Genomic DNA, 17,310 nt, shown 5'->3' with positions numbered 1-17,310 from the left:
GTGCGCCGATGCAACCCTTTGTGCCCGCGCCGGCACCGGCGCGGCCGAGCGGCGATCTCGGCATCGCATTGGCCGAAGGCTTCGCCCGGCGGATCGGCGCACTGGCGCAACGTCTGGGCGCCGATCCCGCCTCCGTGTCGTGGGCGCGTCGAGCGGCCTTCGCCGCGAGCCGTGCGACGAGCGCGGGCCACGTCTGCGTCTCGCTCGCTCGGCTGGCCCATCGCTATGGCGAAACGCTCGATACGGCCGCCGCGTCGCTGCACTCGAGCGGTGTGGTCTCGGACGGCACGGAGGAGGCCGCCGCATTGAAGCCGCTCGTCGTCGACGACGACGGCCGGCTCTATCTCGCACGTTATTACGACGATGAGCGGCGCCTCGCGCATGCCGTCGTCGGCCATGCCGCAGCGAACGCACGCGAGGCGACGAGCGCGCTCGACGGCAGCGCCGGGCTGCTCGCGGCGCGCCTCGCGCTTTTTTTCGGACCGTCCGATGCGGGTGGCGTCGATTGGCAGCGTGCCGCCGCGGCGCTGTCGTTGTCGAGCCGGTTGACCGTGGTGAGCGGCGGCCCTGGCACGGGCAAGACGACGACGGTTGTCGGCATGCTGGCATGTCTGCTCGACGCGCAACCCGAGCTGACGATCGCGCTTGCCGCGCCGACGGGCAAGGCGGCGCAGCGGATGCAGGAAGCATTGCTTGCGCGCGCGGCGAGTTTGCCCGAGCCGATTGCGGCGCGGCTGCCGCGCACCTCGCATACGCTGCATCGGCTACTCGGTCTCGGGCAAGGGATGCGTGCGCGCCATGGGCCCGACAATCCGTTGCCCTATGACGTGCTCGTCGTCGACGAGGCGTCCATGATCGACGTTGCGCTGGCGGCGCAGTTGTTCGACGCGCTTTCGCCCGAGACGCGGCTCGTGCTGCTCGGCGACAAGGACCAGCTCGCGGCCGTCGAAGCCGGGGCCGTCTTTGCGGAGCTCAGCGCGCGCCCGTCGTTCAGTGCGGCGGGTATCGCCCGCATCGCCGATGCCACGGGTGCGGATGCGGCGCGCGTTCGCGCGGCGCTGCCTCGCCCGGAGCGCGACCCGGCAGCGAGCGCTGAATCACGGATGCTCGAATCGCTATCCTTGGGCGACGACGCGTTTTCGCTATTCGACGAATTCGAGCCTCCGGCATCGATCGATTCGATCGACGACGGCAAGGATTGGACGGGGCTCGACGAGCCCGATGTCTCATATGCGGGCGACGGTAGCCAGCTGCAGCGCGACGAGCTCGCTTTCGCGGCGCCGGCGCGGGTCCCGGGCGGACAGACGCATGCATCTGCCGGCAGGCCGCGCGCGATGGCGTCCGCTGACGCCTCTCACGAAGCGGGCCCGCTAGTCGATTGCGTCGTTTGGCTCGAGCGCAACTATCGCTTCGGGCTCGATTCGGCCATCGGGCGCCTGTCGTTGGCGATTCGGCGTGGCGATGTGGAGGCCGCGCTCGATGCGCTCGGCGCGAGCAAGCCGTTCGAACCCGATCTGTTCGGTGCGGCCGGCGACGATGCGGGAACGGCCGGCCAAGACCTGCCGGCCGTGCTCGACGAAGATGCCGGTGCGACCTTGTCGCCGCGCACGATCGAGCGTTTGGCGCGGGGCTTCGAGCCTTACGTGCACGCGCTGACGACGGCTCTTGCGCAAGAAGCGCCCAATTGCGTGCCGCTCTTCGACGCATTGAACGCTTTTCGCATCCTCTGCGCGACGCGGCTGGGCGCCCGCGGGGTCGAGGCGCTCAATGCGCAGATGGCCGAGCACGTCCGCCGCGCCGCGCGCGTGCCCCTCGTCGTCGGCACGAATTGGTTCGCCGGGCGGGCGGTCATGGTGGCGCGCAACGATTACGCGCTGGGCCTCTTCAACGGCGACATCGGCATTGCGCTACCCACGCGCGAGGGACAGTTGCGCGTCCATTTCCGCACGGCCGACGGTGGCGTACGGGCCGTCACACCGGCTGCGTTGCCGCCGCACGATACGGCGTTCGCGCTGACGGTCCATAAGTCGCAAGGTTCCGAGTTCGATCATGCGGCGCTCGTGCTGCCGGCTTCGCAGCGCCGCGTGCTGGCGCGCGAGCTCGTCTACACGGCGATCACGCGTGCGCGCAAGACCATCCGGATCGTCGGCGCACGCGACGTGCTGGCTGCTGCGCTCGCCACGCCGACGCGTCGCGATTCCGGTTTGTTCGCCCGCATGCGGGAGTTGCGATGACACTGCGGTACGAGGTGCGCCCCGAAGAAGTCGAGTTGACCGCCGTGCGCGCGCAAGGGGCGGGCGGACAGAACGTCAACAAGGTATCGAGCGCGATTCATCTGCGCTTCGATATCCGGGCTTCGTCGCTGCCGGAGGCACTGAAGATGCGCTTGCTCGCGCTCGACGATCGCCGTGTCACGCGCGAGGGCATCATCGTCATCAAGGCGCAGGAATACCGGACGCAGGAGATGAACCGAACGGCGGCGCTCGCAAGGCTCGAGGAAATGATCGCGGGGGTCAGCGTCACGCGCCGGCCACGCATTCCGACGAAGCCGACGCGCGCGTCGGCCGTGCGCCGCCTCGAGGGCAAGACGCGCAGATCGAGCGTGAAGGCAGGCCGCGGCCGCGTCGTGGAATGAGGGGCCGCGGCGAATCGGGCGAAGGGCCGGCAAGCCGTCCGTAGCCTTGACGTGGCTTTCAGCCGTCGCCGCGGGCGGGTGCGTGTCCGGTGGCGACGAAGTCCACGCAAAACACTTCCAATTCGCCGCTTCGTTCGAGCGTGACGGCAGCCGTGTAGCAGTCTTTGCCGTCCGTCAGCGAATAGTGCGGCCCCATGATCGCGACGCGCCCCGGCGCCGCCAACGCGCGCTTGAAATAGGCGCGCCGCGACCAATTGCTCTGCGTATCGGGAAAGAGCGGCGCTAGGCGCGCCGATTGCACCTGCGCTCCGGCCGCAATCGACGCTTGCCGTTGATCGCCATGACGATCGACGACGAACACGCGCCGTGCCCAGGGACTGCGAAAGGTGTGCTGCGCCGCCGCCTGCAAATCGCCGGTGGCCTTGTAGATGCGTGCGCCCCCGAGCACTGTTTCCTCGATGCGTCCAAATTCGACGGGCATGTCCGGCGAACCGATCGACGATGCGCGAAATCGCTGCCACATGGAATCGATCCGAGCCGGCGCTTCACGGCTGGCCGATTCGATCGACGCATGCGGCCTACCGAGCCAGAAGCCCTGAACGAAATCGACGTCGGCCTCCATCAGCGTCATCAGCTCTTCCTCCGATTCGACGCCTTCACCGAGCACCATGGTGCCGGCGCGATGGAGCATCGTCACGAGTTGCGTGGCGAATTGATGGTCGGCGGCAGGCGATGCAATCCGAGCGATGAGCGAGCGGTCGAGCTTGACGATGTCGGGGCGCATGCGCCAAATGCGATCGAAATTCGAAAATCCGGTGCCGAAGTCGTCGATGGCGATCAGCAAATCGCGCTCGCGCAGCGCTTCGACGGTTCGATCGAAGTTGGACTCGTCGTTGCTCGGCTGTTCGATGATTTCGACGACGAGGCGATGATGCGGTACACCGAAGTAGTCGCACAGCTCATCGGTGAATGCGCGGTGATTGGGGCTGATGCGCAGCAGTTGCGGCAATGCGTTGATGAACAGCCAGCCTGTTTCGGCGCCTTGCTCGGCGAAGTTCGCGAAATGCACGCAGCGCGCGAGCCGTTCGAGCGCGAGCGCGGGGCCCGTGGCTTTGGCGCGGGCGAACAGCTGATCGGGCGCGATGGCTTGCCCGTTCGCGTGCGTGGCCCGCAGCAGCGCCTCATAGCCGACGATGCGCTTGTGCGTGATCGAGACCACAGGCTGAAAGGCGCTGCGCAGCGTCACACCTTGATAGACGATATGCCAGCCGCCGGAATCGCGGGCCAGATGCGGCAGGATGCCGGCGAGCGTCAGATCGCGCTTGGACGACATGGCGAGCGACGCGCGTCCGCGTGCCCCGGCCGAGTGCGGCGGGCGCCGTGCGAGGCGCGGAAAGAGATCGTGCCGGTCGCGCACGACGAGCCGCTCGACCGGCAGCGAACGGAAAGACCTGGCATGTCGCGCGTAGTCCATATGACGAAAAGGGAGTGTAACGCAGTGTGGGCCGAAGAAAATGAGCCCAGCGTAAAACCGTGCCAGGGAGAGCGAACGTTCGCTGTCAGACAGTCGGGAAGAAGTGGGCGTGCGCGAAAGGCGCCGCGCGTGGGGCGCCGAACGCTAGTGCATGGAAGGACCGAGCCGGTCGGACGTCGAGAGCGTGACGGCGGCGGCCGCCGCCACGCGGGCAGGCGCTAGGCCTGCCGCTGCCGCAGGCCGGGAATGCGCTTGATGGCGCCCGTGGCGAGCGCGGTACCCACGAGGACGATGGCGCAGCCTTCGAGCATGCCCGCCGTGACCGGCTCGTTCAGGAACAAGGCACCCCATAGGATGCCGAAGACCGGGATGACGAACGTGACCGTGATCGCCCGCGCGGGTCCCGCCACCGTGATCAGATGGAAGAAGATCAGATAGGCAATGCCCGTGCAGGCGACCCCGAGGCTCAGCACGGCACCCCATGCGTGCATGGACACGGCCGCGGTTGGCCAAGTCGCGATCGCGAACGGAATCAGCGCGACGCTGCCGCCGATCATGCTCCCGGTGGCGATCGTCAGCGAATCGACGCCGGTGAGATAGCGCTTCGTGAAATTCGCGGCGATGCCGTAAAGCAGCGCGGCGCAAGTGGCAGCGAGCGCAGCCAGCGCGGTGGCCAAGGCCGACGGGGCGAGCGCGCCATGGGGGGCGGCGATTTGGCCCCAGACGAGCGATACCACGCCGGAAAACCCGATCAGCATCCCCAGCGTGCGCAAAGGCGTGAGCCGGTCCTTGAGCCAAATGAAGGCGACGAGCGCGCCCCAGAGCGGCGTCGTGGCATTGATGACCGACGTGAGGCCCGCCGTCAACGTCAGTTCGGCGAACGCGAACAGGCAGAACGGCGCGGCCGAATTGAGCACGCCGACGACGAACAGCGGCAGCGCCCGCGCGCGCAGCAGCGCCATGGAGGCGCGCGGCGTCCCGCGCAGCGCGAGCATGATGGCCAGCACGACGGCACCGATCGACACGCGCAGTGCCATCAACGGCGCCACGCCGAATTCGGCGACGCCTACGCGAATGAATAGGAACGATGCGCCCCATAGTGCGGCGAGGACGAGCAACTGGACGACGTGGCTAGGTTTCATGAGGGTCTCGAGGCCGATGCGGATCGTTTGACGATTTGCTTTTGATCAATCGAAACGCATCGTAGCACCGGCTGCCCGAACGATATTTCAGCGCGAGATGAAACAGCAACAATCGACAACGAACGAGAGACAAATGGCAGGAATTGATCGATCGGAGATCGAGAGCTGGGAGCGAGCGGCCGATGCAGACGTATCGCCGGCCATCCGGCAATGAGAAAAGGGCGCGGTTGAGAACAACCGGCGCCCCTTGGGTGCATCCACGTAGCACGGTCACGGCTCGCGGTGAGCGCGTCGCTCACCGTTCACCGCACCGCTTAGCGCCCCGTAGCCTAGCTCATTGCTTCTGATAGATCTGCGCGCCGCCTTTGACGAATTCGACGGCTTTTTCCTCCATCCCTTTTTTCAGGGCGGCCTCGTCGGTGACGCCCTGCGCGGCGGCGAAGTCGCGCACGTCCTGCGTGATCTTCATCGAGCAGAAATGCGGCCCGCACATCGAGCAGAAGTGAGCGACCTTCGCCGAATCCTTCGGCAAGGTTTCGTCGTGGAATTCGCGCGCCTTGTCGGGATCCAGGCCGAGGTTGAACTGATCCTCCCAGCGGAACTCGAAGCGAGCCTTCGACAGCGCGTTGTCGCGCACCTGAGCGCCCGGGTGCCCCTTGGCCAGATCGGCCGCGTGCGCCGCGAGCTTGTAGGTGATGATGCCTTCCTTGACGTCGTCCTTGTTCGGCAGCCCGAGGTGCTCCTTCGGCGTGACATAGAACAGCATCGCCGTGCCGAACCAGCCGATCATCGCCGCGCCGATGCCCGACGTGATGTGATCGTAGCCGGGGGCGATGTCGGTCGTCAGCGGCCCGAGCGTGTAGAACGGGGCCTCGTCGCACCATTGCAGCTGCAAGTCCATGTTCTCTTTGATGAGCTGCATCGGCACGTGCCCGGGACCCTCGATCATCACCTGCACGTCGTGCTTCCACGCCGTTTGCGTGAGCTCGCCGAGCGTCTTCAATTCGCCGAGCTGGGCTTCGTCGTTGGCATCGTAGATCGAGCCGGGGCGCAAGCCGTCGCCGAGCGAGAAGCTGACGTCGTAGGCCTTCATGATTTCGCAGATTTCCTCGAAGTGCTCGTAGAGGAAGCTCTCCTTATGGTGTGCGAGGCACCACTTGGCCATGATCGAGCCGCCGCGCGAGACGATGCCCGTCATCCGGTTCGCCGTGAGCGGCACGTAGCGCAGCAGCACGCCGGCATGGATCGTGAAGTAGTCGACGCCTTGCTCGGCTTGCTCGATGAGCGTGTCGCGGAAAATTTCCCACGTGAGGTCTTCGGCCTTGCCGTTCACCTTCTCGAGCGCCTGGTAGATCGGCACCGTGCCGATCGGCACGGGGCTGTTGCGGATGATCCACTCGCGCGTTTCGTGGATGTGCTTGCCCGTCGACAGATCCATGACGGTATCGCCGCCCCAGCGGATCGCCCACGTCATTTTGTCGACTTCCTCGCCGATCGACGACGTCACGGCCGAGTTGCCGATGTTCGCGTTGATTTTCACGAGGAAGTTGCGGCCGATGATCATCGGCTCGCTTTCGGGGTGGTTGATGTTCGCGGGGATGATCGCACGGCCGCGAGCGACTTCCTCTCGAACGAATTCGGGCGTGATCTCGTGTGCGGCATTCGGGCCGAATGCGGCTGCACCGAACGCTTGGCCCGCGTGCTGGCGGCCCATCATCTGCGCGAGCTTGGCACCGTTCGGGCCGCTCGCGCGCAGGCTTTCGAGGTATTCGGCGCGGCGCTGGTTCTCCCGGATCGCGATGAATTCCATTTCGGGCGTGATGATGCCCTGGCGCGCGTAGTGCATTTGCGTCACGTTCGCGCCGGCCTTGGCGCGGCGCGGCGTGCGGTGCAACCCCGGAAAGCGCAGTGAGGCCGTGGCCGCATCGGCGGCGCGCTCGCGGCCGTACTGGCTCGTGAGGCCGGCGAGCGGCTCGGTGTCGCCGCGCTCTTCGATCCAGCGCTGGCGCAGCGCGGGCAGGCCCGCGCGGATGTCGATCTTCGCCTGCGGGTCGGTGTAGGGGCCCGAGGTGTCGTAGACGTAGATCGGCGGGTTCTTCTCGCCGCCGAAGCCCGTGGGCGTATCGGCTTGCGTGATCTCGCGCATCGGCACGCGGATGTCGGGGCGCGAGCCCGTCACATGGATCTTCTGCGAATTGGGCAGCGGCGCGACGGCGGCGGCGTCGACGTGCGCTTCGGATGAAATGAACTTCGGGTTGGCACTCATGCGGATCTCCTGACTTAGGGCGCTAATGCAGGAGACGAGAGGGCGGATGAGAGAAATGCGCAGGGCTTGCTTCGCCCGTACGCTTCCCTGCGCTGGCATTATCCAGATCAGGTTCAAAGGGTATTTCTCACCCGCGCGTGCCGAGTGCGACGGCACGACGCAGGACCCCCGCGTTAGCACCGCAGAAGATACACCGGGCAGGCCGCCTTTGGCAACCGGCGGCGACGGCGAATCGCGGCGTTCCAGGTGAGCAGTGGCCCGTGCCGCGGGCGGTCCGTGGCTGCAAACGCCGATCGGCGGCGCATCGGCACGGGGCTTGCCGCCGCGTTCTCATCCCGGACCGTTGCATAATGACGACGTGTCCCCGAAATCGCACCGTTGCGCCCGCGCCCGCTTCCGAGCCTGTCGACCGAAATGCCGTCCCGCATCCCCCGTTTTGCCCGTACCGTGTCGCTCGACGTCCTCATGCGCATCCGTCTGCCGCGCACGCGCGGGGGGCGCATCGCGCTGGCGCTGACCGTCGTATACCTCGCATGGGGTTCGTCCTACCTGGCCGTGCACGTCGCGCTCGAATCGTTTCCGCCGCTGCTGCTCTCGGGCCTGCGCAACGTGATCGCCGGTATCGGCCTGTTCTTTCTCGCGACGCGCCGCCAATTCATTTGGCCGACACCGACTGAAATCCGCAACGCCGGCATCGTCGGCACGATGCTCGTCGGTTTTTCCAGCGGCTTGCTCGCATTCGGCATGCGCAGCGTCGGCACGGGCACGGCGGCCGTCATGGTCGCGACGGTGCCGCTGTTCGCGACGATCATCTCGGCCATCGCCGGCCGGCCCATTGCAAAAGGAGAGTGGGTGGCCGTGGCGCTCGGGCTGCTCGGCATCTTCATTCTCAACCACGGCGACGCGTCGGCCTCTTCGATGAGCGGGACGATCATCATCCTGTGCGCCGCATTGTTCTGGGCCGCCGGCGCGCATCTTGCGAGCCGGCTCGCGCTGCCCACCGATTTATTCTTGTCGACCGCGCTGCAGATCGGTCTTGGCGGTGCGATCTCGACGTTGATCGCATTGATTGGCGGCGAGCGCGTGACCTCGCTCGGCTTCGGTCCGCTGTTCGCGTTCCTGTATCTGATGCTGGTCGCGACGATGGCCGCGTACGTTGCCTACGGCTTCTTGATCCGGCATACGAGCCCGATCGTCGCCAGCAGCTGCATGTACGTGAATCCGATCGTGGCGGTCGCACTCGGGGCCGTCACGCTCGGCGAGCCCGTGACCAGCGCGACGTTCATATCGACGGGGGTGATCCTCGTCAGCGTGGCGCTGTCGTTCTGGTTCGATCGACGGCGCGCGCCATAGGCGCACGCGAGCGCCGATTTTCTCGGCGCTGCCTTGACCGGACCGTGCCCGCACGGCACGCGTTCGTGCCGACAGCGGTCAGTGCGATGTGTCCGCGCGTGCCGCCGGTGCACTCAAGTGCCGCGCCGCCGCCGCGCAGGCGAACAGCAGGCCTGCCGCGCAAACGCCGGTCCACCCGTACGCCCGCCATGCGTATGCGCCCACGGCCGATCCCGTCGCACCGCCGATGAAGTAGCAGACCATGAAGACGGTGTTGACGCGGCTGCGCGCCTCGGGCTTGAGCGCATAGATCCGCGATTGATTCGAAATCTGCGCGGCCTGCACGCCGACGTCGAGCACGATCACCCCGAGCACTAGACCGGCGAGGCTCGTCGACGACAGCGCGAAAATCACGAACGCGAGGGCCACGAGCACGATCGACAGCGTGATGACGGCATGCGGGCCGCGCTTATCGGCGGTGCGTCCCGCAATGGGCGCGGCGAGCGCGCCGGCCGCGCCGACGATGCCGAACAGTCCCGCCGCTTGCGGCCCCAGGTGGAACGGCGCGCCGGCCAGCAGCAGCGTGAGGACCGACCAGAATGCGCTGAATGCGGCGAACAGCGCCGCGCCCGTTACCGAGGCATCGCGCAGCCCGCGCAACTCGAGCGCGAGATGCCACATCGAGCCGAGCAGCTTGCCGTAAGGCAGCGTCGACGTCGGGCGGCTGTTCGGCAAGCGCGCGATCACGACGAGCGCAAGCAGCGCGAGTGCACCGACCGACGCGCCGAATACGGTGCGCCAGCCGAAATACTGCGCGACGAAGCCGGCTGCCGTTCGCGCGAGCAAGATGCCGAGCAGCAAGCCGCTCATGACGGTCCCGACCGCGTGGCCGCGCTCGGCCGGCGGCGCGAGCTCGGCGGCGAAGGGCACGGCTTGCTGCGCGATCGTCGAAAGGATGCCGATGGCGAGACTCATCGCCGCCAGGACGCCGAGCGAGGGGGCTGCCGCGGCGGCCGTCAGCGCGAGCGCGAGCCCCAGCGTTTGCAGCAGGATCAGCCGTTTGCGGTCGAAGCGATCGCCGAGCGGCGCGAGCAGGAACATCCCTGCCGCGTAGCCGAGCTGTGTGGAGGCGGGAACCGCGCCGACCCACGACGCTCCTTCGGGAAACGTCTCGCGAAAGCGATCGAGCAGCGGCTGGTTGTAATAGATGTTCGCGACCGATACGCCTGCGATCGTCGCGAGCAACAGCAACAGCGGGCGCGAATACGGGCTCGCTCGATGAGGGTGGCCGCTCTCGTTCGTCGAATCGGACGCCGGCATCGTCAATCGATCAGTGTGCCGTCCGTTTCGTAGAACGGGAACGGTCCCTCGCCCTCGTCGACGTAGGCGTGATGCGTGACGATACCGGTTTCGGGCGTATAGCGATGCAGTGCGAAGGCCGGCGGCTCGAGCCGAAATGCGGACGGGGCGTTCTCGCGTAGATCGAGCGCGACCTGGTGCGCCGGCGCCGGTACGGTCGATGCGATGGTGCCCGCGAAGCGTGTGAAGATCGGCCGGTGCACGTGGCCGCAGATCACGCGCTCGACGTTCGGATAGCGGCTGACGATCGCAGCGAGCCGCTCGGCCGAGTGCGGATCGAGCCGTTGCTCGTCCATGTGGCCGATGCCGGAAACGAACGGCGGATGATGCAGCGCGAGCACGACCGGCTTGCCTTGCGCCTGTGCCAACTGCGCGTCGGCCCAGGCGAGCCTTGCTTCGCACAACTGGCCGCCGCTTAGCCCCGGCATTTGCGAATCGAGCGCGACGAGCCGCAGCGGCCCGACGTCCACGGCGTAATGCACGAATTCGCCGCCGGCGTGCAGATACTCATGATCGTCGAACACTTCGCGCAAAGCGGCACGGTCGTCGTGATTGCCGACCAGCAGAAACACGGGCATCGTGATCGTGAGCGGCGCGAGCAGCTCCTTGAGCACCTCGTATTCTACGAGATTGCCCGAATCGACGAGGTCGCCCGTGACGACCACGGCGTCCGGCTTTGGCTCGAGCGCATTGAGCCGTGCGACACAGCGCTCCAAGGCGGCTGCCGTGTCGACGCGCCGGTAGGCAAGGGCGCCGGGGCGCTTGATGTGCAGGTCGCTGATCTGAGCCAATAGCATGGGTGAATCCTGTATCGATGTTGAGGTGACCGGTGGTGCCCGATCACGGTAGCGCGATCAGCCCCTCGGGCGCAATCTCGATCCCGACCGCCGCGCCGGGCGCCCACTCGCTGCGCCCCGCCACGTCGATCACGAGCGGCTCTGGCGCCGCGCCCGTCACCGTCACGCGCGTGCGTTCGCCGAGAAACGAAACGGTCTCGACGACGCCGCGCAGCGGCGCGGCGTCGGGCGCCACGAGCCGCCCATCTTCGGGGCGGAAGAACAACTCGGTCGGCTCGCCAGGACCGCCACCCCGCCATTGTCCCGCGAGGCGATTGATCGTGCCGACGAACTGCGCAACGGCGCGATTCGCCGGACGATAGTAAATGTCGCGCGGGGTACCGATCTGCTCGATGCGTCCCGCACTCATGACGACGATGCGATCGCCGAGTTCCATCGCTTCGGCCTGATCATGTGTGACGTAAATCGTCGTCACGCCCAGCGAGCGCAGCAGCGTGTTCATCTCGTGCCGCAGCGCGTCGCGCAGTCGCGCATCGAGCGCCGTGAGCGGCTCGTCGAGCAGCAGCACCCGCGGCTCGCGCGCCAGCGCCCGTGCCAACGCCACGCGTTGCCGCTGGCCGCCCGACAACTGAGCGATCGGTTTGTCGGCATGCGCCTCGAGCCGCATCATCGCGAGCAGTTCGTCGACGCGCCTGCGCGCGAGCGCGGGCTCCGTCTTGGCGATTTTGAGCCCATAGCCGACATTGCCCCGCACCGTGAGGTTAGGGAACAACGCATAGCTTTGAAACACCATGCCGACTTGGCGTCGCTCGATCGGCGCACGCGTGACGTCGTCGTCGCCGAAGCGAACCGTGCCGCCCGCGTCGGGCGCCTCGAGGCCGGCGATGATCCGCAGCGTCGTCGTCTTGCCGCAACCCGAAGGTCCGAGCAGAACGAGAGTCTCGCCGGCACCGATGGCGAGATCGAGCGGTTCGAGCACACGCGTGCCGTGAAATGTCTTCGCGCACTGCGTGAGGGTGATGGGAACCGGAGTGAATTTCATGGTGGCGACCGAAACGAAAGTTATTCCATCTTGCCGGGAGCGCCGCGTGCGGCGTCCGCGCGGCGCATGAGCTCGACTTGTCCGCCGCTCAAGCGCTGCATCGCGACGAGCAACGGCATCGTCATCGCGAAAAACAGAATCGTGTAGGCGCTGCCGACTTCGATGCGCAGCGACGCATAGGTATCGGCGAGCCCGACGGGCAGCGTCTTCGTTTCGGGCGTATGCAGCATCCACGTCAGGTTGAATTCGCCGACGGACAGCGTGACGACGGCGAGCGCGCCCGCGACGATGCCCGGTTTCAGATTCGGCAGCACCACGGTGAAGAAGCGTTGCGCGAACGTGGCGCCGAGACTGGCTGCGCCTTCCTCGAGCGTGCGCAAATCGGCGCTTGCGGCGACGGCCGCCACGGCACGCACCATGAACGGCAGCGTGAAGACGACGTGGCCGACGACGATGAACGCGACGCTCATGCGAAACGCCGTGATGCCACCGTAGACGACGATCAGTGCCAGTGCCGACGCTAGCCCGGGCAGCGCGATGGGCAGCACGATCAGCTCTTCGACGAGGCGCGCCCACCGCGTTTTGCTGCGCGCGAGGGCGTAGGCCGCGGGAACCCCTGTGACGAGCGTGACGGCGAGCGTGGCTGCGGCGACTTCGAGCGAAAGGAACACGGAGCCGTGATACTGCGACCAAACCTGCGCGAGCCAGCGCAGCGTGAGGCCGCTCGACACGCCGCGAAAATAGTTGACCGTGAGCCCAGCCAAGATCGACATGACGACGGGCACGACGAGAAATGCACAAAGGCCGAACGTGACGAGCCACTGGCCGAGCGCGAGCAGCGTGCGCAGCCGGAGCCGTTCGGCAACCGAGGCGGGGTGGCGATCGAAGGTGGCGCCGCCGGCAACCTGATTCATGTCGTACCTCACGCGGTGGCGGCGACGGCCGAGCCCGTCGCGCTGCGCGCGATTGCGAGCACGAGCCAGGTGACGATGCCGAGGATCACGGACAATCCCGCCGCGGTGATCATGTTCGCGTTCAGCGTGAATGCCGTATAGATCGTCATGGGCAGCACGTCGATATCGGTGGCGAGCGTGAACGCGGTGCCGAATGCGCCCATCGACGTGGCGAAGCAGATCGCCCCGGCCGCGACGAGCCCTGGGGCGAGCCCGGGCAACACGACGTCGCGCATGATTTGCCACGGCGATGCGCCGAGCGAGCGGGCCGCTTCCTCGAGCGAGGGATCGAGCTTCGTCGCCGATGCCATGACCGTGACGATCACACGCGGAATCGAAAAGTACAGATAGCCGAGGAACAGCCCGCTCATCGAATAGGCGAAGACCCATCGATCCCCCGTGAGCGCTTGGCTGAGTGTGCCGATGAGCCCTTGCCGGCCGGCGAGCATGATGACCATGAAGCCGACGACCACGCCGGGGAACGCGAGCGGAAACGTGAGCAGCGCGACGAGCGTGCGTTTGCCCGGAAATTCCCGCCGGGCGAGCAGCAGGCCCGAGATGACCGAGAGCACGAGCGTCGCGAGCGTGACGGTGGCGGAGAGCACGACCGTAGCAATGAGACTGCTCATGTAGCGCTCGTTCGTGAGCAGTGCGCGATAGGTGGCGATTGCATGACCATTGCCGCTCACGTTCACGAGCACCGCCATCGGCAGCAGCCAAAACGCGATGAAAACGGCAAGGGCCGGCGCGATCAGTGCGATGCGCCAGCGTAGCGGAAAGGTGATGTCGTGCATGATGATGACCGCTCGTCGAGAGGCCGTGTCGGGGCGGGGCCGTGGGCGAACGCTGCGAAACGCGCGCTCGCCCGCGGCCGGGGAGATGCCGATCGTGCCGATGGTTTAATGCATGACCTGCAGATATTGCTCGCCGAATGCCTGCTGCTTCGCCGCCATCTTCGCGAAGTCGACGGGCTTGGCGCGTGCATATTCGCTTGCGGGCAAGAACTTGGCCGCGGCTTCCTTGGTCATCGCACTCGCGCGCACGGGGCGCAGGAAAGCGTTCGCCCAGATCTTCTGGCCTTCGTCCGACAGCACGAAATCGAGCACCTTCTTGCCGTTCGCCTCATGGGGCGCGCCTTTGACGAGGCTCATCACGTAAGGCACCGAGATCGTGCCCTCGGTGGGGATCACGAATTCGACGTTCGCATGATCCTTGTACTTCGCGCGATAGGCGTCGAAGTCGTAGTCGAGCAGGATCGGAATTTCACCCGAGAGCACGCGCGCATACGCCGTTTGCTTCGGCACGATCGGGGCATTGGCCTTGAGCTTCGCGAACCAGTCGAGGGCCGGCTTGAAGTTGTCGAAAGAACCGCCGAGCGCCTGATTGACGGCAACCGCGCCGGCATAGCCGACGAACGCGCTCGACGGATCGAGGTAGCCGATCATCCCTTTGTATTCGGGCTTGAGCAGATCGGCCCATGAGCGGGGCACGGGCTTGCCTTCGAGCGCGTCCTTGTTGACGAAGAAGCCGAGCGTGCCCGAGTGGATCGCGAACCAATAGCCTTGCGGATCCTTCAGGCCGGCGGGGATGTCGTCCCAGTGCTCGGGCTTGTACGGCTGGATCACGCCTTTGTCCTTCGCTTGGAATGCCGAAGACACGCCGAGATAGACGACATCCGCGACGGGGCTCTTTTGCTCCGCGATCAGCTGAGCGATCGCCTGGCCCGAGTTCTTATTGTCGGACGGGACGTGAATGCCCGTCTTGTCTTGAATCGCCTTCAGTTCGCTGGCCCAATCGGCCCATTCGGGGGGGCAGTTGTAGCAGATGGCCGTTTGCTGGGCATGCGCGACGGGTGCGAAGACACCGGCAAGTGCGACCAGGGCCGCGGCGGCACCGGCGAAGCGCGCGACGCGGGCGCGAAGGCTGGATGTGCGACGTATCACTTTTGAGGTCTCCTAACGGGACGAGAAAGAGTTGATTTCGGACGTCGTGGGAATGCCGCGCCGGCCCTCGAGGCCAGCGCGGGAACTGCGGGATGCTGCGCGGCTTATGCGGCCGGATGGGCAGGCAGGGCAGTGCCCGCCGCGCTCGAGAGCGCGGCGATCGTGCCGCCCTTGCGCAGCATGTGAGGCAACGTGAGGGAAAGTGATTCGCCGTCGTCGGCGCCTTCGATGCGTGCCATGAGACGTCGCCACGCGGCGCAGCCGATCTCGCGATTCGGCGTGCCGATGCTCGCGAGCGGCGGAGAGAGCAGCTCCCCCATCGCGAGGCCGTCGAAGCCGAGGATGGACATGTCTTGCGGCACGTCGAAGCGCGCGCGGCGCAGGCCGCGCATGACGACCATCGCGAGCAGATCGTTGCTGCAAAAGAGCGCGGTGGGGCGGGACGGGCCCGACGTGAGATGCGCGAGCACGGAAGGCGCGAGCTCGTCGGCATTGAAGTCGACCTCGAGCGCCGGCGCCGGGGCGAGCCCCGCCTGCTGCATCGCTTCGGAGTATCCGCGATAGCGCAGGCGCGCTCGATCGGATTCGGCGAGCGTGCCGGCCAGCATCATCACGCGTTGGTGACCGTGCTCGATCAGCATGCGCACGCCGTCGTAGGCCGCGCGGCGATTGTCGACCGACACCGACGGGCGGCGCACCGTGTCGTTGTGCATGAGCACGTAGAGCTTGCCGTCGCGGTCGAGCTCATCGAGCAGCGGGTGTGTATCCGCATCGGCCACCGTCAGAATCAGCCCCTCGACGCGTTGTGCGAGCAGCGTCTCGATCGCGTGCCGCTCGCGCGCCGCGTCGTATTGGGTCGTCATCAGCATGAGCCGGTAGCCTTGGGCGGCCGCCAATTCGTCGATGCCTTGCAGGCACTCGGCGAAGACGGGGTTCGCGAGCGTCGGCAGGACAACGCCGATGAGGCGAGTGCGTTCGCCGCGCAGTTGCCGGCCGAGCGGACTTGGGCTGAACTGCAGCGCCGCGATGGCCTCGCGGATTTTCGCGAGCGTGACGCGATTCACCGTATGGGGCGCGTTGATGGCGCGAGAGACCGTCGCGATGGAAAAGCCGGCATACGCGGCTACATCCTTGATCGTATGTTTCATTGCTGTCTGTACAGTCCGGTAGTGCTGGGCCTGAAAACGTTTACGCCGCAACGATTATCCGGGTCGATTATGACTGAGCCATGACGCTTTTGCTCGATATTTGGGCTGAAAAAATTGTTTTCTTAGCTTGGCTCATCTCCCGGCGCTAGGCATAATCGGTCGCGATCCGAGGGCCGGCGGCCCCCGGGACCCTTCTCATCATCCCCGAACTCGGAAAGGATCGACGCGTGAGTCTTTGGTTTTTGATATTTTTGAGCGTCCTGCAGGGCGTCACGGAGCTTTTTCCCGTCAGCAGCCTGGGTCACACGCTGCTCGCGCCGGCGCTGCTCGGTATCCATATCGACAAGCATGCCCCGCAACTGATCCCGTTCCTCGTGGCGCTGCATCTTGGCACGGCGCTTGCTCTGCTGTGGTACTTCCGCAAACGCTGGATCGCTCTGATTGGGGGCTGGTTCGGCTCGCTGGCCGGTCGGCGCAGCGAAGAGGGCCACATGATGTGGGCGCTCATCATCGGGACGATTCCGGCCGGGCTGGTCGGGCTCGTGCTCGAGAAGCGGCTCGAACGGCTCTTTCACGATTTGCGCATCGTCGCGCTGGCGCTCGTGGTGAACGGCGTCTTGCTGTGGTTCGGCGATCGCCTGCAGCGTTCGCGCGCGCATCGCCCCCCTGAGAACCTGACGTTCAAACAGGCGTTCTTGGTCGGGCTTGCGCAGATCGGCGCCTTGATCCCGGGATTTTCGCGCAGCGGGCTGACGATGATCGCCGGCAACGCCGCGGGCCTCACGGCCGAGAGCGCCGCCGAGTTCGCCTTCCTGCTCGGCACGCCGATCATCTTCGCGGCCGGGCTGCTCGAGATTCCGAAGCTCTTCCATACGCCGGGGCAGTTGGGCACCGCGTTGGCCGGCGGCGTGCTGACTGCGATCGCCGCCTATTTGAGCGTGCGCTTCCTGATGCGCTATTTCGAAGGGCGCGGCCGCTTGGCTTCATTCGGCGTGTATTGCGTGCTCGCGGGCATCGCTTGCTTCGCGTGGTTCGTGACGCACGGGCAGCCCGCCTGACGCCGCGCCGCGTCGCGCGCGGCGATCGGGTATAATTTCGGCCCCCGGCTCAGGTGTCCGGGGCGTCGTACAATCACGCCTTCGCCTCCCCATAGTTCAACGGATAGAACACGGGTCTTCTAAACCTGAAATCGAGGTTCGATTCCTCGTGGGGGGGCCAA

The 17,310-nt window shown here is 66.3% G+C and carries 14 protein-coding genes, 1 tRNA gene and 1 riboswitch; of the genes, 5 read left to right on the top strand and 10 right to left on the bottom strand.

The genetic code is table 11. The features are described 5' to 3' along the window. Positions 1-8: 8 nt before the first annotated feature. Positions 9-2,234: an AAA family ATPase gene (locus tag ACTHNZ_RS02380; protein ID WP_440540884.1), complete on the top strand. Its 2,226-nt coding sequence runs from the start codon at positions 9-11 to the stop codon at positions 2,232-2,234. Then, positions 2,231-2,635 (top strand): alternative ribosome rescue aminoacyl-tRNA hydrolase ArfB, encoded by a 405-nt coding sequence (gene arfB / locus ACTHNZ_RS02375; protein WP_440540883.1) that lies wholly within the window; start codon positions 2,231-2,233, stop codon positions 2,633-2,635. Before ACTHNZ_RS02380 ends, arfB begins: the two co-directional genes overlap by 4 nt. 58 nt (positions 2,636-2,693) lie before the next feature. Here the strand turns inward: arfB and ACTHNZ_RS02370 are convergent, their stop codons facing one another. From ACTHNZ_RS02370 to thiC, 3 genes are all read right to left on the bottom strand, one after another. After that, complete coding sequence (locus tag ACTHNZ_RS02370; RefSeq protein WP_440541016.1) at positions 2,694-3,968, bottom strand: sensor domain-containing phosphodiesterase; 1,275 nt, start codon at positions 3,966-3,968, stop codon at positions 2,694-2,696. A gap of 359 nt (positions 3,969-4,327) precedes the next feature. Beyond that, complete coding sequence (locus ACTHNZ_RS02365; protein ID WP_440540882.1) at positions 4,328-5,251, bottom strand: DMT family transporter; 924 nt, start codon at positions 5,249-5,251, stop codon at positions 4,328-4,330. 334 nt (positions 5,252-5,585) lie between these two features. After that, positions 5,586-7,517, bottom strand: coding sequence for a phosphomethylpyrimidine synthase ThiC (thiC, locus tag ACTHNZ_RS02360; protein ID WP_440540881.1), 1,932 nt, complete (start codon positions 7,515-7,517; stop codon positions 5,586-5,588). 66 nt (positions 7,518-7,583) lie between these two features. Beyond that, positions 7,584-7,697, bottom strand: a riboswitch (TPP riboswitch). A gap of 234 nt (positions 7,698-7,931) precedes the next feature. Between thiC and ACTHNZ_RS02355 the strand changes: the two genes are divergently transcribed. Continuing rightward, on the top strand, positions 7,932-8,870 hold the full coding sequence (locus ACTHNZ_RS02355) for an EamA family transporter (protein WP_440540880.1): 939 nt from the start codon (positions 7,932-7,934) through the stop codon (positions 8,868-8,870). Between the two features lie 78 nt (positions 8,871-8,948). On the opposite strand, the gene ACTHNZ_RS02350 is transcribed toward ACTHNZ_RS02355, so the two are convergent. From ACTHNZ_RS02350 to ACTHNZ_RS02320, 7 genes are all read right to left on the bottom strand, one after another. Next, positions 8,949-10,169, bottom strand: a complete 1,221-nt coding sequence (locus ACTHNZ_RS02350) for an MFS transporter (RefSeq protein WP_440540879.1) — start codon at positions 10,167-10,169, stop codon at positions 8,949-8,951. Between the two features lie 2 nt (positions 10,170-10,171). Continuing rightward, positions 10,172-11,005, bottom strand: coding sequence for a phosphodiesterase (locus ACTHNZ_RS02345; RefSeq protein WP_440540878.1), 834 nt, complete (start codon positions 11,003-11,005; stop codon positions 10,172-10,174). A 43-nt stretch (positions 11,006-11,048) separates the two neighbouring features. After that, positions 11,049-12,047, bottom strand: coding sequence for an ABC transporter ATP-binding protein (locus ACTHNZ_RS02340; protein ID WP_440540877.1), 999 nt, complete (start codon positions 12,045-12,047; stop codon positions 11,049-11,051). Positions 12,048-12,067: 20 nt separating this feature from the next. After that, positions 12,068-12,961, bottom strand: a complete 894-nt coding sequence (locus ACTHNZ_RS02335) for an ABC transporter permease (RefSeq protein WP_440540876.1) — start codon at positions 12,959-12,961, stop codon at positions 12,068-12,070. Between the two features lie 8 nt (positions 12,962-12,969). After that, on the bottom strand, positions 12,970-13,794 hold the full coding sequence (locus tag ACTHNZ_RS02330; RefSeq protein ID WP_440540875.1) for an ABC transporter permease: 825 nt from the start codon (positions 13,792-13,794) through the stop codon (positions 12,970-12,972). Between the two features lie 105 nt (positions 13,795-13,899). Beyond that, positions 13,900-14,943 (bottom strand): ABC transporter substrate-binding protein, encoded by a 1,044-nt coding sequence (locus ACTHNZ_RS02325; protein ID WP_440540874.1) that lies wholly within the window; start codon positions 14,941-14,943, stop codon positions 13,900-13,902. Between the two features lie 104 nt (positions 14,944-15,047). Next, complete coding sequence (locus ACTHNZ_RS02320) at positions 15,048-16,091, bottom strand: substrate-binding domain-containing protein (RefSeq protein ID WP_440540873.1); 1,044 nt, start codon at positions 16,089-16,091, stop codon at positions 15,048-15,050. Positions 16,092-16,318: 227 nt separating this feature from the next. On the opposite strand from ACTHNZ_RS02320, the gene ACTHNZ_RS02315 reads away from it, so the two are divergent. Then, complete coding sequence (locus ACTHNZ_RS02315) at positions 16,319-17,149, top strand: undecaprenyl-diphosphate phosphatase (protein ID WP_440540872.1); 831 nt, start codon at positions 16,319-16,321, stop codon at positions 17,147-17,149. Between the two features lie 85 nt (positions 17,150-17,234). Beyond that, positions 17,235-17,309: transfer RNA gene (locus ACTHNZ_RS02310), tRNA-Arg, on the top strand. Position 17,310: the final 1 nt, after the last annotated feature.

Source organism: Trinickia sp. (genome assembly GCF_051953955.1).
In the GTDB taxonomy this organism is placed as follows: domain Bacteria; phylum Pseudomonadota; class Gammaproteobacteria; order Burkholderiales; family Burkholderiaceae; genus Trinickia.
Note: the sequence above shows the minus strand (reverse complement) of the source record. Positions and strands in the feature narration are given on the sequence as shown.

Bases quoted from the DNA above. Each gene is read 5' to 3' on its own strand.
- ACTHNZ_RS02355 (WP_440540880.1), top strand. From the start codon at position 7,932: ATGCCGTCCCGCATCCCCCGTTTTGCCCGTACCGTGTCGCTCGACGTC.
- ACTHNZ_RS02380 (WP_440540884.1), top strand. From the start codon at position 9: ATGCAACCCTTTGTGCCCGCGCCGGCACCGGCGCGGCCGAGCGGCGAT.
- ACTHNZ_RS02350 (WP_440540879.1), bottom strand. From the start codon at position 10,169: ATGCCGGCGTCCGATTCGACGAACGAGAGCGGCCACCCTCATCGAGCG.
- arfB (WP_440540883.1), top strand. From the start codon at position 2,231: ATGACACTGCGGTACGAGGTGCGCCCCGAAGAAGTCGAGTTGACCGCC.
- ACTHNZ_RS02370 (WP_440541016.1), bottom strand. From the start codon at position 3,968: ATGTCGTCCAAGCGCGATCTGACGCTCGCCGGCATCCTGCCGCATCTG.
- ACTHNZ_RS02320 (WP_440540873.1), bottom strand. From the start codon at position 16,091: ATGAAACATACGATCAAGGATGTAGCCGCGTATGCCGGCTTTTCCATC.
- ACTHNZ_RS02335 (WP_440540876.1), bottom strand. From the start codon at position 12,961: ATGAATCAGGTTGCCGGCGGCGCCACCTTCGATCGCCACCCCGCCTCG.
- ACTHNZ_RS02330 (WP_440540875.1), bottom strand. From the start codon at position 13,794: ATGCACGACATCACCTTTCCGCTACGCTGGCGCATCGCACTGATCGCG.
- thiC (WP_440540881.1), bottom strand. From the start codon at position 7,517: ATGAGTGCCAACCCGAAGTTCATTTCATCCGAAGCGCACGTCGACGCC.
- ACTHNZ_RS02340 (WP_440540877.1), bottom strand. From the start codon at position 12,047: ATGAAATTCACTCCGGTTCCCATCACCCTCACGCAGTGCGCGAAGACA.
- ACTHNZ_RS02365 (WP_440540882.1), bottom strand. From the start codon at position 5,251: ATGAAACCTAGCCACGTCGTCCAGTTGCTCGTCCTCGCCGCACTATGG.
- ACTHNZ_RS02345 (WP_440540878.1), bottom strand. From the start codon at position 11,005: ATGCTATTGGCTCAGATCAGCGACCTGCACATCAAGCGCCCCGGCGCC.